Source organism: Neptuniibacter caesariensis (genome assembly GCF_000153345.1).
Taxonomy (GTDB): Bacteria; Pseudomonadota; Gammaproteobacteria; order Pseudomonadales; family Balneatricaceae; genus Neptuniibacter; species Neptuniibacter caesariensis.
The window spans coordinates 1-16,569 of the sequence record NZ_CH724126.1 but is presented as its reverse complement, the minus strand read 5'-3'; the positions used below and the strand labels follow the sequence as shown (position 1 = coordinate 16,569).

Below are 16,569 nucleotides of genomic sequence, written 5' to 3'. Positions count from 1 at the left end.
GGTCGGCGGTTCAATTCCGCTCTTGAGCTCCAGAATTATTTTTAGGGTAGATATAGTAATATATCTGCCCTTTGTTATATTTGGCGCTTTGAAATTTAAATCGTACTGGACAGACTGATGGCTAAAGAACAATTTGAACGCTCAAAACCGCACGTTAACGTTGGTACAATCGGCCACGTTGACCACGGTAAAACTACACTGACTGCAGCTCTGACACGCGTATGTGCAGAAGTATGGGGCGGCGACGCTGTTGCATTCGACGGTATCGATAACGCACCGGAAGAGCGTGAGCGTGGTATCACGATCGCGACTTCTCACGTTGAGTACGATTCTCCAGATCGCCACTACGCACACGTAGACTGCCCAGGACACGCTGACTACGTTAAGAACATGATCACTGGTGCTGCACAGATGGACGGCGCGATTCTGGTATGTGGTGCTACAGACGGCCCAATGCCACAGACTCGTGAGCACATCCTGCTGTCTCGTCAGGTAGGTGTACCTTACATCGTAGTATTCCTGAACAAAGCAGATCTTCTGGCTGAAGACTGTGGAGGTGCAGACTCTGAAGAATATGCAGAGATGCTAGAGCTGGTAGAAATGGAACTGCGTGAGCTGCTGGATCAGTACGAATTCCCAGGTGATGACACTCCAATCATCCCAGGTTCTGCTCTGATGGCGCTGAACGGCCAGGACGACAACGAACTGGGTACTACAGCTGTTAAGACTCTGGTTGAGACTCTTGACTCTTACATCCCTGAGCCAGAGCGTGCTATCGACGGTGCATTCATCATGCCTATCGAGGACGTATTCTCTATCCAGGGTCGTGGTACTGTGGTAACAGGTCGTGTAGAGCGTGGTATCGTTAACGTTGGTGACGACGTTGAGATCGTAGGTATCAAAGAAACTACAACGACTACTTGTACTGGTGTTGAGATGTTCCGTAAGCTGCTTGACGAAGGTCGTGCAGGTGAGAACATTGGTGCGCTGCTGCGTGGTACTAAGCGTGAAGACGTTGAGCGTGGTCAGGTACTGGCTGCTCCAGGTTCTATCACTCCTCACACTCGTTTCGAGGGTGAAGTATACGTACTGTCCAAAGAAGAAGGTGGTCGTCACACTCCATTCTTCAAAGGCTACCGTCCACAGTTCTACTTCCGTACAACTGACATCACTGGTGCTTGTGAGCTGCCAGAGGGTGTAGAAATGGTAATGCCAGGTGATAACGTACAGATGGACGTTACCCTGATCAACCCAGTTGCGATGGAAGAAGGTCTGCGTTTTGCGATCCGTGAAGGCGGTCGTACAGTAGGTGCAGGCGTTGTATCTAAAATTGTTGAATAAAATCAACGATTAGGTATTGCCAACTGGTAGGGAGGCTTATACAATATGCCTCTCTATTATGCAGTAGGCCAGTGGCTCAATTGGCAGAGCAGCGGTCTCCAAAACCGCAGGTTGGGGGTTCGAGTCCCTCCTGGCCTGCCAACTCTAATCGGAGTTGGCATCAAAAATACAAGCAAGTTAAGTTATCCTGAGGCCCTAAGCGTGAATGCTAAAGTGAATCCCGAAGGTTCAAAGTTTGATGCACTGAAGTGGCTGGTTGTAGTTGCTATCGTTGCTGTTGGTGTTGTCGGAAACTCCGTATACGCTGATCAGTCTTTGTTCTACCGTGTGGTGGCATTGCTTGTTTTGGCGTTAGTAGCGGGTTTTGTTTCGCTGCAAACGGCAAAGGGAAAAGCGTTTTTTACTCTGTTTAAAGAAGCTAAACAGGAAATTCGTAAAGTTGTATGGCCAACTCGCCAGGAAACAGCGCAGACAACAGCGATTGTGGTTGTGGTGGTTCTAATTGTTGGTTTGATGCTGTGGGGGCTGGACTCGTTATTGAGCTGGCTGGTATCTGGAGCTATAGGTTAAGAGGCTGAAGAGCATGTCTAAGCGTTGGTTTGTGGTACATGCGTACTCCGGGTACGAAAAGCGTGTAATGAACACGTTGAAAGAGCGAATTGAGCTGCATAGTATGCAGGATCTTTTTGGTGAGGTTTTGGTGCCTACCGAAGAGGTTGTAGAGATCCGTGATGGTAAGAAGCGCAAGTCTGAGCGCAAGTTCTATCCGGGTTATGTGCTGGTTCACATGGATATGAACGATGAGAGCTGGCATCTGGTTAAGAATACGCCGCATGTATTAGGTTTTATTGGTGGTACAGCTGGTAAGCCAGCGCCTATTACTGAAGCGGAAGCGAATGAGATTCTTAGCCGTGTAGAAAGTGGTGTTGATAAGCCGCGTCCTAAGACAGTATTTGAGCCGGGTGAAATGGTTCGTGTTATTGATGGGCCGTTTGCAGACTTTGATGCGGTTGTGGAAGAGATCAACTACGAGAAGAACAAGCTGCAAGTTGCGGTTCAGATCTTCGGTCGTACTACGCCAGTAGAATTGGATTTCATTCAGGTCGAAAAAGCCTGAATTTAGGTCTTAAGGAATAACCTCAGCGAGAGCTGGGGTTTTTCTGTCTTGAAGAAAAGGGGAGCTGAAAGGCGTTTGAACCCATTAGGAGTACATTGAAAAATGGCTAAGAAAATCGAAGCTTATATTAAGCTGCAGGTTCCAGCCGGTGGTGCGAACCCGTCACCTCCAGTAGGTCCAGCACTGGGTCAGCATGGTGTTAACATCATGGAATTCTGTAAGGCGTTCAATGCTCAGACACAGAGCATGGAAAATGGTCTTCCAGTTCCAGTTGTAATCACTGTTTACGCTGATCGTAGCTTTACGTTCATCACTAAAACGCCCCCAGCGGCAGTTCTGCTGAAAAAAGCAGCTGGCCTGAAGAGCGGTTCTGGTCGTCCAAATACTGAGAAAGTGGGTAACATCTCACGTGCTCAGATGGAAGAGATCGCAACGGTTAAAATGCCTGACCTGACTGCTGCAGATATGGATGCAGCTGTACGTACTATCGCAGGTACTGCGCGTAGCATGGGTCTGATTCCGGAGGGTGATGAGTAATGGCTAAGTTGACTAAGCGTCAGAAGCTGATCGCTGAGAAAGTTGAAGCGGGTAAAGCTTACTCTATTGATGAAGCAGTATCTCTGTTGTCTGAACTGTCTACAGTTAAGTTCAAAGAGACTGTTGATGTTGCAGTAAACCTGGGTGTTGATCCACGTAAATCTGATCAGGTTGTTCGTGGTTCTACTGTTCTGCCAAACGGTACTGGTAACGATGTTCGCGTAGCTGTATTTGCTCAGGGTGAAAACGCTGAGAAAGCTAAAGAAGCTGGCGCAGACGTTGTTGGTTTCGAAGATCTGGCTGAGCAGATGAAAGGTGGTGATCTGGACTTTGGCGTTGTTATCGCAACTCCAGACGCAATGCGCGTTGTAGGTCAGCTAGGTCAGGTTCTGGGTCCGCGTGGCCTGATGCCAAACCCTAAAGTTGGCACTGTAACGCCAGATGTTGTTACTGCAGTAAATAATGCTAAAGCTGGTCAGGTTCGTTTCCGTACTGACAAGAACGGCATTATCCACGCAGGTGTTGGTAAAGCAGACTTCGAAGCGGCTGCTATTAAGCAGAACATCGAAGCACTGGTAGCTGACCTTAAGAAGCTGAAACCAGCTTCTGCTAAAGGCGTGTATCTGAAGAAAGTAGTTCTGTCGACCACTATGGGTCCAGGTCTACTGCTGGATCAGTCTTCTCTGGAAGTTTGATCAGCATGAAAGGTTTTTTGAGGGTCTTCTGTACCTGTTACACAGAGATGAAGGCCGTCAAAGACCGCAGGTGATAAGGAATTCCTTATCTTAATGGGCAAAACCAGCCTGCGCAGACGGTGAGATTCTGTATTTGAATCAAACCACCGTACTCGGAAGCCTCAGTAATGGGGCGGTTGGTAATAAGTCGAAAGACTACTCCAAGGAGTAAATCGTGGCATTAGGACTCGAAGATAAAAAAGCGATCGTCGCTGAAGTCCAGGAAGCTGCATCTAGTGCTTTGTCTGCTGTCGTTGCGGATTCCCGTGGCGTTGAAGTGGGCGATATGACTGCACTGCGTAAAGAAGCTCGTGAAAACGGCGTATGGCTGAAAGTTGTACGTAACACACTGGCTAAGCGCGCAGTTGAAGGCACTGACTATGCATGCTTACAGGACTCTTTCAAAGGTCCAAGTATCATTGCTTTCTCTACAGAGCATCCGGGCGCTGGCGCTCGTATCCTGAAGAACTTTGCGAAAGACAATGAGAACTTTGAACTGAAAGCAGCAGCATTCGAAGGTGAAATCGTAGACGCAGCTATGCTGGCAAGCCTGCCAACATACGACGAAGCGATTGCGAAGCTGATGGCTTGCATGAAAGAAGCTGCAGCCGGCAAACTATGCCGTACTATTGCAGCAGTTCGCGACCAGAAAGAAGAAGCTGCGTAAGTTTTTACGTAACTTTATTTATACAAGTTTTAATGAGCCTTCGGGCTTACAAATATCAGGAATTTAGAAAATGTCTCTGACTAACGAAGATATCCTAAACGCAATTGCTGAAATGTCTGTAAAAGACGTTGTTGCTCTGATCGAAGCAATGGAAGAAAAATTCGGTGTAACTGCAGCTGCTGCTGTAGCTGCTGGTCCTGCTGGCGATGCTGGTGCGGCTGCTGAAGAGAAAACTGAATTTGACGTTATTCTGACTGCTGCTGGCGACAAGAAAGTTAACGTAATCAAAGCGGTACGTGGCGCTACAGGTCTTGGCCTGAAAGAAGCTAAAGGTATCGTTGACGGCGCTCCTGCTGCTGTTAAAGAAGGCGTTAGCAAAGAAGAAGCTGAAGAACTTCAGAAAGCACTGGAAGAAGCTGGCGCTTCTGTTGAAGTTAAGTAATTGCTTCAATGCTAATCCGAACAGATTTCTGTTCGAAGTGCTGACGGCTGGTGGCAAAATGCCACCGGCCTTTTTCCGTTATTTATAGACAGCAAATAAATAGCGGTATCACAGTCCGAAACGGGGTTTCGGCCTGCTATTAAATTGGTGCACTTGCTGGGGAACACTGATGGCTTATTCATACACTGAAAAGAAACGCATCCGTAAAGACTTCGGTAAATTGCCGCAAGTAATGGATGTGCCTTACTTGCTGGCAATTCAGCTCGACTCCTATAAAAAGTTTTTGCAGACTGGAGTTGAAGCAGCAGATCGTTTAGATGCTGGTCTGCATGCGGCATTTAACTCTGTCTTCCCAATTGTGTCCTATTCCGGAAATGCATCTCTGGAATATGTTGGCTATCGCTTGGGTGAGCCTGTATTTGACGTTAAAGAGTGTCAGATACGCGGTATTACATACGCAGCACCACTGCGTGTGAAAGTTCGTCTGGTTATTTATGACCGTGAATCCAGCAACAAAGCCGTAAAAGACATCAAGGAACAGGAAGTCTACATGGGCGAAATGCCCCTGATGACAGAAAACGGAACTTTCGTTGTTAACGGTACTGAGCGTGTAATCGTATCTCAGCTACACCGTTCACCAGGTGTGTTCTTCGACCACGATAAAGGTAAGACGCACTCTTCCGGTAAGCTTCTTTACTCTGCGCGAGTGATTCCTTACCGTGGTTCCTGGTTAGACTTTGAATTTGATCCAAAAGACAGTCTGTTCGTTCGTATCGACCGTCGCCGTAAACTGCCTGCAACTATTTTGCTGCGTGCATTGGGTTACGAAGCGGAAGAGATCCTGGATATCTTCTTTGATAATACATCCTGGAATCTTTCTTCTGATGCGATCAACATGCAGCTGATTGCAGATCGTCTGCGTGGTGAAACACTGTCTTTTGAAGTGAAAGACCCTGAAGGTAATGTGATTGTTGAAGCGGGTCGTCGTATCACGCCTCGTCACATCCGTCAGATGGCAAAAGCGAACATGGAACAGCTAGAAGTACCAATGGAGTACGTAGCTGGTAAAGCGATCGCTAAAGATGTCGTTGATCCATCCACAGGTGAGCTGATCTGTGGTTGTAACGCAGAAATTACTGAAGAGCTGATCGAGCAGCTGCGTGCTGCAGGTATCAAAGAGTTTGAAACTCTTTACACTAACGATCTGGATTGCGGTCCATTTATCTCAGATACACTGCGTAACGATCCGACACGTAACCAGTTAGAAGCATTGGTAGAAATCTACCGTATGATGCGCCCTGGTGAGCCGCCAACAAAAGAATCTGCTGAAGCGTTGTTTGAGAACCTGTTCTTCACTGAAGAGCGTTATGATCTTTCTGCGGTAGGCCGTATGAAGTTCAACCGTCGTCTGGGTCGTGATGAAGTGACAGGCTCTGGCGTTCTGGATAAAGACGACATCCTTTCAGTAATGAAAACGCTGATCGACATCCGTAACGGTAAAGGTACGGTTGATGACATCGATCACCTGGGTAACCGTCGTATCCGTTCTGTTGGTGAAATGGCAGAAAACCAGTTCCGTGTAGGTCTGGTACGTGTAGAACGTGCAGTACGTGAGCGTCTGAGCATGGCTGAATCAGATAACCTGATGCCTCAGGATCTGATTAACGCTAAACCTGTAGCGGCTGCTATCAAAGAATTCTTCGGTTCATCTCAGCTTTCTCAGTTCATGGACCAGAACAACCCGCTTTCAGAAGTTACACACAAGCGTCGTGTATCCGCTCTGGGCCCGGGTGGTCTGACGCGTGAACGTGCGGGCTTTGAGGTTCGAGACGTACACCCAACTCACTACGGTCGTGTATGTCCTATCGAGACACCTGAGGGACCAAACATCGGTCTGATCAACTCTCTGGCAACGTTTGCGCGTACCAATGACTACGGTTTCCTGGAAACTCCATACCGTCGTGTTGTTGATAGCAAGGTTACCGATGAGCTGGATTACCTGTCTGCGATTGAAGAGAACACGTTCGTTATCGCACAGGCATCGGCAACAATGGATGACGAAGGTCGTCTGGTTGATGACATGGTAACGGTACGTCATCTGAATGAAACAACCGTAATGGCACCTGAAAAAGTTCAGTACATGGACGTTTCTCCACGTCAGGTTGTATCCGTTGCAGCATCGTTGATTCCATTCCTTGAGCACGATGATGCGAACCGTGCATTGATGGGATCAAACATGCAGCGTCAGGCAGTACCTACGCTACGTGCAGATAAGCCGTTAGTTGGTACAGGTATCGAGCGTAACGTTGCTCAGGACTCCGGTGTATGTGTTGTTGCTCGCCGTGGTGGTCTGATCGAATCTGTAGATGCAAGCCGCATCGTTGTGCGTGTTAACGACAATGAAGTAACCGCAGGTGATGCAGGTGTAGATATCTACAACCTGACTAAATACACGCGTTCTAACCAGAATACGTGTATTAACCAGCGTTCTATTGTTAACCCTGGTGACATTGTTAAACCAGGCGATGTAATGGCAGATGGTCCATCTGTAGATATGGGTGAGCTGGCACTGGGTCAGAACATGCGTATCGCGTTCATGCCATGGAACGGTTACAACTTCGAGGATTCCATCCTTATTTCTGAGCGTGTAGTTCAGGAAGATCGTTTCACAACTATCCACATCCAGGAACTGACCTGTGTGGCGCGTGATACTAAGCTGGGTTCTGAAGAAATTACGTCTGATATTCCAAACGTAGGTGAATCTGCACTGGCTAAGCTTGATGAAGCCGGTATTGTTCACATTGGTGCTGAAGTTGGTCCTGGCGATATCCTGGTAGGTAAAGTTACGCCTAAAGGTGAGAGCCAGCTGACACCAGAAGAAAAACTGCTGCGTGCAATCTTTGGTGAGAAAGCATCTGACGTTAAAGATACATCCCTGCGTGTTAAAACCGGTACTGTTGGTAAAGTCATCGACGTACAGGTGTTTACACGTGACGGCGTTCAGAAAGATGAGCGTGCACTGTCTATTGAGAAATCTGAGCTTGACGCAATCCGTAAGGATTTGAACGAAGAGCTGCGTATCGTAGAACAGGCAACATTTGAGCGTCTGGAAAAAGTACTTGTCGGCCTGAAAGCTGACGGCGGTGCTGGCCTTAAGAAAGGCGAAGAGATTTCAGCTGAGTTCCTGGCAGACCTTAACAAGTCTGACTGGTTCAATATCCGCGTTTCTGATGAAAATGCGGCTGAGCAGCTCGAGCTGGCTCAGAAACAGCTGGAAGATCGTAAAGAGTCACTGGATAAGCGCTTCGAAGACAAGAAGAGCAAGCTTCAGACGGGTGACGATCTGGCGCCGGGCGTACTTAAGATTGTTAAGGTTTACGTTGCAACAAAACGTCGCATCCAGCCTGGTGATAAGATGGCGGGTCGTCACGGTAACAAGGGTGTTATCTCTGTTATCATGCCGGTTGAAGATATGCCATACGACCAGAACGGTGAGCCAGTAGATATCGTACTGAACCCACTGGGTGTACCGTCGCGTATGAACGTTGGTCAGATCCTTGAGACACACATGGGCATGGCAGCGAAAGGCCTGGGCCGTCGCATCAATGAGATGCTTGAGCAGGAGCGTGAGCGTGTAGAAACTGTTAAGGAAGTTCGTGGCTTCCTGGATAAGATCTATAATGCTGACCTGGGCGCGGGCATGAACAGCCGTACAGAAGATCTGGATAGCTTCACTGATGATGAGATCATGGAGCTGGCTAAGAACCTGTGTGGTGGTGTTCCATTGGCAACGCCAGCATTTGATGGAGCTAAAGAAGTTGAGCTGAAAACGCTGCTGCGTCTGGCCGGCTTGGATGACTCTGGTCAGACTACACTGTTTGATGGCCGTACCGGTGATCAGTTCGATCGCCCAGTAACTGTAGGTTACATGTACATGCTGAAACTGAACCACCTGGTAGACGACAAAATGCATGCGCGTTCTACTGGTTCTTATAGTCTGGTTACTCAGCAGCCGCTGGGTGGTAAGGCTCAGTTTGGTGGTCAGCGCTTCGGTGAGATGGAGGTGTGGGCACTTGAAGCATACGGTGCTGCCTATACTCTGCAGGAGATGCTCACAGTTAAGTCCGATGACGTGAATGGTCGTACGAAGATGTATAAGAACATCGTCGACGGCGACCATCGTATGGAGCCGGGTATGCCGGAATCCTTCAACGTACTTATCAAAGAGATCCGTTCTCTGGGTATCGACATCGAGCTCGAATCCGAATAAGTACTCAACGTATACCAGGCGGGGGTCGCTCATCTGAGCGGCCTCAAGCAAGAACTCCGTTAGGAGCTTGAAAGAATGAAAGATCTGCTGAATCTGCTGAAAACACAGGGCCAATCTGAAGAGTTCGACTCTATCAAGATCTCTTTGGCCTCTCCGGAAATGATCCGTTCTTGGTCGTACGGTGAAGTTAAAAAGCCGGAAACCATTAACTACCGTACCTTCAAGCCAGAGCGTGAAGGTCTGTTCTGTGCCAAAATCTTTGGCCCAGTTAAAGACTACGAGTGCTTGTGCGGTAAATATAAGCGCATGAAACACCGTGGTGTTATCTGTGAGAAGTGTGGCGTTGAAGTAACGCTGGCTAAAGTTCGTCGTGAGCGTATGGCGCACATTGAACTGGCATCTCCAGTAGCACACATCTGGTTCCTGAAATCACTGCCGTCCCGTATCGGTCTGATGCTGGATATGACACTGCGTGATATCGAACGTGTACTGTACTTCGAATCTTTCGTTGTTATCGATCCAGGTATGACTACGCTTGAGCGTGGCCAGCTGTTGAACGATGAGCAGTACTTTGAAGCACTGGAAGAGTTTGGTGATGACTTTGATGCACGTATGGGTGCAGAAGCGGTTAAAGAGCTGCTGTCATCGATCGAGCTAGAAGAAGAAGTTAACACGCTGCGTGAAGAACTACCGCAGACTAACTCTGAAACTAAGATCAAGAAGCTGTCCAAGCGTCTGAAGCTGCTTGAAGCATTCTATAAATCCGGCAATAAGCCAGAGTGGATGATCCTGGAAGTACTGCCTGTACTGCCACCTGATCTGCGCCCACTGGTACCGCTGGATGGTGGTCGTTTCGCAACTTCAGATCTGAACGATCTGTACCGTCGTGTTATCAACCGTAACAACCGTCTTAAGCGTCTGCTTGATCTGAACGCACCGGATATCATCGTACGTAACGAAAAACGTATGCTGCAGGAATCCGTTGATGCGCTGCTGGATAACGGTCGTCGCGGTCGTGCAATTACAGGCTCTAACAAGCGTCCACTGAAATCCCTTGCTGACATGATCAAAGGTAAGCAGGGTCGTTTCCGTCAGAACCTTCTGGGTAAGCGTGTAGACTACTCAGGTCGTTCTGTAATCGTAGTAGGTCCGTACCTGCGTCTGCATCAGTGTGGTCTGCCTAAGAAGATGGCGCTTGAGCTGTTCAAGCCATTTATCTTCTCTAAGCTAGAGCTGCGCGGACATGCAACAACGATTAAAGCCGCTAAGAAAATGGTTGAGCGTGAAGAAGCGCTGGTGTGGGATATCCTGGATGAGGTTATCCGTGAGCATCCAGTACTGCTTAACCGTGCACCGACACTTCACCGTCTGGGTATTCAGGCATTTGAACCTGTTCTGATCGAAGGTAAAGCGATTCAGCTGCACCCACTTGTTTGTGCAGCATACAACGCTGACTTCGACGGTGACCAGATGGCCGTTCACGTTCCGCTGACTATCGAAGCTCAGTTGGAAGCGCGTGCGTTGATGATGTCTACTAACAACGTACTGTCACCTGCCAATGGTGAGCCGATCATCGTACCTTCTCAGGACGTTGTATTGGGTCTTTACTACATGACTCGTGAGCGTGTGAATGCGAAAGGTGAAGGCATGGTATTTGCCGACATCGAAGAGATTCAGCGTGCACAGGGTGCAGGCCAGCTTGATCTTCAGGCGAAGATCAAAGTACGTGTTACTGAAAGCATTCGTGACATCGAAGGTAACCTGGAAACGATTACAGAAATGAAAGAAACAACAGCCGGTCGTGCTTTGTTGTTTGCAATCGTTCCTGCAGGTCTGCCTTACGAGCTTGTTAACCAGCCAATGAAGAAGAAAGCGATCTCTCGCCTTCTTAACGAAGCGTACCGTCGCTGTGGTCTGAAAGATACGGTTATCTTTGCTGACCAGCTGATGTACATGGGCTTCCGTCAGGCAACGATGTCTGGTGTATCTATCGGTGTTAACGACTTCGAAATCCCTGAAGATAAAGTCACTATCATTAACGAAGCGGAAGCTGAGGTAATGGATATTGAGCGTCAGTTCGCTGACGGTCTGGTAACTCAGGGCGAGAAATACAACAAGGTTATCGATATTTGGTCTCGTGCCAACGAACTGTTGGCTAAGAAGATGATGGATAACCTGAAAACTGAGCCAGTTGTCACTAAAGAGGGCGAGGAATCCGAGCAGGAATCCTTCAACTCAGTTTACATGATGGCCGACTCCGGTGCCCGTGGTAGTGCCGCACAGATTCGTCAGTTGGCGGGTATGCGTGGTCTGATGGCGAAACCGGATGGTTCTATCATCGAAACACCTATTACGGCGAACTTCCGTGAAGGTCTGAACGTACTTCAGTACTTCATCTCGACCCACGGTGCACGTAAAGGTCTGGCCGATACAGCATTGAAAACAGCGAACTCCGGTTACCTGACACGTCGTCTGGTAGACGTTGCGCAGGACGTTGTAATCACTGAGCACGACTGTGGTACTGAAGAAGGCCTGGTAATGGTTCCTCTGATCGAAGGTGGCGACGTTGTAGTTGCGCTGGGTGATCGAGTGCTGGGTCGTACTGTTGCTGTAGATGTTCTTGACCCTCAGGGGCAGGATGTTCTGATTGAAGCAGGTACGCTGATCGATGAAGCATGGAAACACCGTCTGGAAAATGACGACAAGTACTCTTCTATCGATGAAATTATTGTTCGCAGCGCGATCACTTGTCGTACGCGTCATGGTATCTGTGCTAAGTGTTACGGTCGTGACCTGGGTCGCGGTCATCTGGTTAACCCGGGTGAAGCTGTTGGTGTTATCGCTGCACAGTCTATCGGTGAGCCAGGTACACAGCTGACAATGCGTACGTTCCACATCGGTGGTGCGGCATCTCGAGCAGCAGCGGTAGATAGCATCCAGGTTAAGAACGGCGGTGAAATTCGTCTGCATAACCTTAAGTTTGTAGAGCGTCCTGATGGAGCACTGGTTGCAACGTCTCGTTCTGGTGAGCTGGGTGTTACTGATGAGCACGGTCGTGAGCGTGAGCGTTATAAGCTACCTTACGGTTCTGTTATCAAGGTTAAAGATGGCAGCACTGTTGAAGCAGGCGATATCGTAGCTAACTGGGACCCGCATACTCACCCAATTATCTCTGAGGTAGGCGGTAAAGTTGAACTGTCTGGTATGGAAGACGGTATTACCGTTAAGAGCCAGACTGATGAGCTGACAGGCCTGTCTACAACTGAGGTACTGGATGCGAAAGATCGTCCGGCTGCAGGTAAAGATATCCGTCCAATGATCAAACTGATCGACGCGAAGGGTAACGATGTAATGCACCCGGGTACAGACTCTCCAGCGCAGTACTTGCTGCCTGCGAAAGCGATCATGAACTTAAGCGACGGTGCCGAAGTGCAGGTCGGTGATGTACTGGCGCGTATTCCTCAGGAAGGCACAGTAAACAAAGATATCACCGGTGGTCTGCCTCGCGTAGCTGACCTGTTTGAGGCGCGTAAGCCGAAAGAATCTGCAATTCTGGCAGAAGTTTCCGGTTTGATTGGCTTCGGTAAAGAAACAAAAGGTAAGAAGCGTCTGGTTATTTCACCAAGCGATGCTGAGCCGCATGAAACAATGATCCAGAAATGGCGAAACCTGAACGTGTTTGAAGGTGAGCACGTAGAGAAGGGTGAGGTTGTTTCTGATGGTCCTTCTAACCCACATGACATTCTGCGTGTCCTGGGTGTAGAAGAGCTGGCTAAGTACATTACCGGTGAGATCCAGGATGTATACCGTCTGCAGGGTGTAGGTATCAACGATAAGCACATCGAAGTTATTGTTCGTCAGATGCTGCGTAAGGTTGAGATCATCTCCTCAGGTGACTCTACGTTTATTCCAGGTGATCAGGTTGAATACCAGGCTGTTCTGGCTGAAAACGAAGAGCTGGAAGCAGCAGGTAAGATCCCGGCTAAGTACGACCGCGTACTACTGGGTATCACCAAGGCATCCCTGGCGACAGAGTCCTTTATCTCTGCAGCATCTTTCCAGGAGACTACACGTGTCCTGACAGAAGGTGCGGTAACTGGCAAGCAGGACTTCCTGCGTGGCCTGAAAGAAAACGTGGTAGTAGGTCGTCTGATCCCAGCGGGTTCAGGTCTTGCTTACCATGAAGAGCGTAAGCGTAAGCGTGCTCAGCCTGCAGAGGCTGAGTCCGTGACAGTAAGTGCTGAAGAAGTTCAGCAGGCACTGACAGAGGCGCTTAATGCTTCAATGCCAGATGCTGAATAACAATTTATTCAAAAATAATTGAATAAATAGTATCCAGTATTTGACGTTTAGGGCCGGAATTGATTAAAATTCCGGCCCCTTTGTGATTGGATTGCAAAAAATCCAATTTTTTATGGTGTTAAATCAAAACGTGGAGTTTGCTTAATGGCAACGATTAACCAGCTGGTACGTAAACCACGTAAGCGCAAAGTTCAGCCAAGCGATGTTCGTGCATTGCAGGCTTGTCCTCAGCGTCGTGGCGTTTGTACCCGTGTTTACACCACTACTCCGAAAAAACCGAACTCAGCACTACGTAAAGTATGCCGTGTTCGTCTGACCAACGGCTTCGAGGTTGCTTCCTACATTGGTGGTGAAGGTCACAACCTGCAGGAGCACAGCGTTGTTCTGATTCGTGGTGGTCGTGTTAAGGACCTTCCAGGTGTTCGCTATCACACTGTGCGTGGCGCACTGGACTGCTCAGGTGTTAATGAGCGTAAGCAAGGCCGTTCTAAGTACGGTGCTAAGCGTCCTAAATCTTAATCGTAGTCATACGGAGTCGCTTAATAGTTACTATTAGACCGCTCCGAATACACGGTAAGAGTAAGGCCTGGCATCAATTGCTTGGAATACCTGAAGACCTTTTAATGAATTGAGGGCTTATCAATGCCTAGAAGACGCGTCGCTGCAAAGCGCGAAATTTTGCCGGATCCTAAGTTCGGTAACACAGTTCTGGCTAAATTTATCAACCACGTAATGGTTCACGGCAAGAAGTCTGTTGCTGAGAAAATCGTTTACGGTGCACTGGACAAAATCCAGGAGCGCACGGGTAATGACCCACTAGAATTGTTTGAAAAAGCTCTGGAAGCTGTACAGCCAGCGGTTGAGGTTAAATCTCGCCGTGTAGGTGGTGCTACTTACCAGGTGCCTGTTGAAGTACGTCCTGCTCGTCGTATGGCTCTGGCTATGCGTTGGACAGTAGATGCTGCACGTAACCGTGGTGAAAAATCCATGGCGCTGCGTCTTGCTGGCGAGCTTGCTGACGCTGCTGAAGGCCGCGGTGCTGCGGTTAAGAAGCGTGAAGACGTGCATCGTATGGCTGAAGCGAACAAAGCATTCGCTCACTACCGCTTCTAAGATACTGAGGATTAAGTCGTGGCTCGTAAAACTCCTATCGCACGTTACCGTAATATCGGGATCTGTGCGCATGTAGATGCCGGTAAAACGACTACAACTGAGCGCGTACTGTTCTACACCGGTCTTTCTCATAAGATCGGTGAAGTACATGATGGCGCTGCGACAATGGACTGGATGGAGCAGGAGCAGGAGCGTGGTATTACTATCACTTCTGCTGCTACTACCTGTTTCTGGAAGGGCATGAATCAGCAGTTCGATGATCATCGTATTAATATCATTGATACTCCTGGGCACGTTGACTTCACTATCGAGGTAGAGCGCTCACTGCGTGTGCTTGATGGTGCGGTTGTTGTGTTATGTGCTTCTTCAGGTGTCCAGCCTCAGACTGAAACGGTTTGGCGTCAAGCAAACAAGTATGAAGTTCCGCGCATGGTATTCGTCAATAAGATGGACCGTTTAGGTGCGGATTTCTTCATGGTTGTTGATCAATTAAAAGATCGCCTTGGCGCTAACGCTGTACCAATCAATTTTCCGATTGGTGCAGAAGAAGATTTTGTTGGTGTTGTTGATCTGGTTCGCATGAAAGCCATTATGTGGAATGAAGCGGATCAGGGGATGACCTATGAGCTGGAAGATATTCCGGCTGATTTGCAAGCAAAAGCAGATGAGTTGCGTGAGGAGCTGGTTGAAGCTGCCGCGGAAGCATCTGAAGAGCTGATGGATAAATACCTGGAAGAGGGTGATCTGTCAGAAGAAGAGATCAAGCAGGGGCTGCGTGCCCGTACCCTGGATAACGACATTGTTTTGATGCAGGCTGGTTCCGCATTTAAGAATAAAGGTGTTCAGGCTGTGTTGGATGCAGTTATCGAATACATGCCATCTCCAATCGAAGTAAAAGCGATTGAAGGTACGCTGGATGACGCTGAAGAAACCGTTGCGCAGCGTGAGGCTGATGATGACGCTCCGTTCTCTGCGCTTGCATTTAAAATTGCTACCGATCCATTCGTGGGTACGCTGACCTTTGTTCGCGTGTACTCAGGTGTGCTGAAGTCTGGTGATGCGGTCTTTAACTCTGTTAAGGGTAAAAAAGAGCGTGTTGGTCGTATGGTTCAGATGCATTCTAACAACCGGGAAGAGATCAAAGAGGTACGCGCAGGCGATATCGCGGCTCTGATCGGAATGAAAGATGTAACAACCGGTGACACTCTGTGTGATGGGGACAATAAGATTGTCCTTGAGCGCATGGAATTTCCTGCTCCAGTTATTTCGGTGGCGGTTGAGCCTAAGTCTCAGGCAGACCAGGAAAAAATGGGTATCGCGCTGAGCAAGCTTGCTCAGGAAGATCCGTCCTTCCAGGTTGAGACTGATCAGGAAACAGGTCAGACCATCATCTCCGGTATGGGTGAGCTACACCTTGATATCATCGTTGATCGTATGAAGCGTGAATTCAAGGTAGAAGCCAATATCGGTAAACCACAGGTAGCCTATCGCGAGAAAATCAGACAGTCAGTCGATGCAAACCACAAGTTTGTACGTCAGTCTGGTGGTCGTGGTCAATATGGTCACGTTGTTGTTGAATTTAGCCCTTCTGATGAAGAGGGTCTAGAGTTTATCAATGAGATCGTGGGTGGTGCTATTCCTAAGGAATATATTCCAGCCGTACAAAAAGGCATTGAGGAACAGATGCATAACGGTGTCATTGCTGGCTATCCGTTAATCGGTCTTAAAGCGCGTTTGTACGATGGATCCTTCCATGATGTTGACTCCAACGAAATGGCGTTTAAAATCGCTGCATCTCAGGCACTGAAAAAGTATGCACAGGAAGCAAGTCCTTGTCTGCTTGAGCCGATGATGAAAGTTGAAGTTGTAACTCCGGAAGACTACATGGGTGACGTAATGGGTGACCTGAACCGTCGTCGTGGTCTCGTCCAGGGTATGGAAGACAGTTCTTCGGGTAAGATTATCAACGCTCAGGTACCGCTGGGTGAGATGTTCGGTTATGCAACCGATCTTCGCTCTGCGACCCAGGGTCGTGCGACTTACTCG

Annotated in this window: 12 protein-coding genes and 1 tRNA gene; all 13 read left to right on the top strand. The window is 48.5% G+C overall.

All coding sequences use genetic code 11. From position 1 onward, the window contains the following. Positions 1 to 117: 117 nt before the first annotated feature. Complete coding sequence (gene tuf / locus MED92_RS09825; RefSeq protein ID WP_007021378.1) at positions 118 to 1,341, top strand: elongation factor Tu; 1,224 nt, start codon at positions 118 to 120, stop codon at positions 1,339 to 1,341. 65 nt (positions 1,342 to 1,406) lie between these two features. Continuing rightward, positions 1,407 to 1,482, top strand: a tRNA-Trp gene (locus MED92_RS09820). A 60-nt stretch (positions 1,483 to 1,542) separates the two neighbouring features. Beyond that, on the top strand, positions 1,543 to 1,911 hold the full coding sequence (gene secE / locus MED92_RS09815; RefSeq protein ID WP_040662712.1) for a preprotein translocase subunit SecE: 369 nt from the start codon (positions 1,543 to 1,545) through the stop codon (positions 1,909 to 1,911). A 13-nt stretch (positions 1,912 to 1,924) separates the two neighbouring features. Then, positions 1,925 to 2,458 (top strand): transcription termination/antitermination protein NusG, encoded by a 534-nt coding sequence (gene nusG, locus MED92_RS09810; RefSeq protein WP_007021376.1) that lies wholly within the window; start codon positions 1,925 to 1,927, stop codon positions 2,456 to 2,458. Positions 2,459 to 2,560: 102 nt separating this feature from the next. Next, the gene (gene rplK / locus MED92_RS09805; RefSeq protein WP_007021375.1) at positions 2,561 to 2,995 is read left to right on the top strand and encodes a 50S ribosomal protein L11; all 435 of its coding nucleotides are present in this window, start codon (positions 2,561 to 2,563) and stop codon (positions 2,993 to 2,995) included. Then, on the top strand, positions 2,995 to 3,690 hold the full coding sequence (rplA, locus tag MED92_RS09800; protein ID WP_007021374.1) for a 50S ribosomal protein L1: 696 nt from the start codon (positions 2,995 to 2,997) through the stop codon (positions 3,688 to 3,690). The genes rplK and rplA overlap by 1 nt, the downstream gene beginning before the upstream one ends. A gap of 214 nt (positions 3,691 to 3,904) precedes the next feature. After that, positions 3,905 to 4,396, top strand: a complete 492-nt coding sequence (gene rplJ, locus MED92_RS09795; RefSeq protein ID WP_007021373.1) for a 50S ribosomal protein L10 — start codon at positions 3,905 to 3,907, stop codon at positions 4,394 to 4,396. Positions 4,397 to 4,466: 70 nt separating this feature from the next. Further along, positions 4,467 to 4,838 carry a 50S ribosomal protein L7/L12 gene (rplL, locus tag MED92_RS09790; RefSeq protein WP_007021372.1) on the top strand — a complete coding sequence of 124 codons (372 nt, stop codon included), beginning with the start codon at positions 4,467 to 4,469 and terminating at the stop codon, positions 4,836 to 4,838. Positions 4,839 to 5,007: 169 nt separating this feature from the next. Beyond that, positions 5,008 to 9,108 carry a DNA-directed RNA polymerase subunit beta gene (gene rpoB / locus MED92_RS09785; RefSeq protein ID WP_007021371.1) on the top strand — a complete coding sequence of 1,367 codons (4,101 nt, stop codon included), beginning with the start codon at positions 5,008 to 5,010 and terminating at the stop codon, positions 9,106 to 9,108. A gap of 75 nt (positions 9,109 to 9,183) precedes the next feature. Then, positions 9,184 to 13,410: a DNA-directed RNA polymerase subunit beta' gene (rpoC, locus tag MED92_RS09780; protein ID WP_007021370.1), complete on the top strand. Its 4,227-nt coding sequence runs from the start codon at positions 9,184 to 9,186 to the stop codon at positions 13,408 to 13,410. Between the two features lie 144 nt (positions 13,411 to 13,554). Further along, the gene (gene rpsL / locus MED92_RS09775) at positions 13,555 to 13,929 is read left to right on the top strand and encodes a 30S ribosomal protein S12 (protein WP_007021369.1); all 375 of its coding nucleotides are present in this window, start codon (positions 13,555 to 13,557) and stop codon (positions 13,927 to 13,929) included. A gap of 123 nt (positions 13,930 to 14,052) precedes the next feature. After that, positions 14,053 to 14,523 carry a 30S ribosomal protein S7 gene (gene rpsG, locus MED92_RS09770; protein WP_007021368.1) on the top strand — a complete coding sequence of 157 codons (471 nt, stop codon included), beginning with the start codon at positions 14,053 to 14,055 and terminating at the stop codon, positions 14,521 to 14,523. An 18-nt stretch (positions 14,524 to 14,541) separates the two neighbouring features. Beyond that, positions 14,542 to 16,569, top strand: a 2,028-nt coding sequence (gene fusA, locus MED92_RS09765) for an elongation factor G (protein ID WP_007021367.1), incomplete at its 3' end; no start/stop codon positions are given.

Coding starts and splice junctions, on each gene's coding strand:
- tuf (WP_007021378.1), top strand. CDS start 118: ATGGCTAAAGAACAATTTGAACGCTCAAAACCGCACGTTAACGTTGGT.
- nusG (WP_007021376.1), top strand. CDS start 1,925: ATGTCTAAGCGTTGGTTTGTGGTACATGCGTACTCCGGGTACGAAAAG.
- rplK (WP_007021375.1), top strand. CDS start 2,561: ATGGCTAAGAAAATCGAAGCTTATATTAAGCTGCAGGTTCCAGCCGGT.
- rplA (WP_007021374.1), top strand. CDS start 2,995: ATGGCTAAGTTGACTAAGCGTCAGAAGCTGATCGCTGAGAAAGTTGAA.
- rplL (WP_007021372.1), top strand. CDS start 4,467: ATGTCTCTGACTAACGAAGATATCCTAAACGCAATTGCTGAAATGTCT.
- rpoB (WP_007021371.1), top strand. CDS start 5,008: ATGGCTTATTCATACACTGAAAAGAAACGCATCCGTAAAGACTTCGGT.
- rpoC (WP_007021370.1), top strand. CDS start 9,184: ATGAAAGATCTGCTGAATCTGCTGAAAACACAGGGCCAATCTGAAGAG.
- rpsL (WP_007021369.1), top strand. CDS start 13,555: ATGGCAACGATTAACCAGCTGGTACGTAAACCACGTAAGCGCAAAGTT.
- rpsG (WP_007021368.1), top strand. CDS start 14,053: ATGCCTAGAAGACGCGTCGCTGCAAAGCGCGAAATTTTGCCGGATCCT.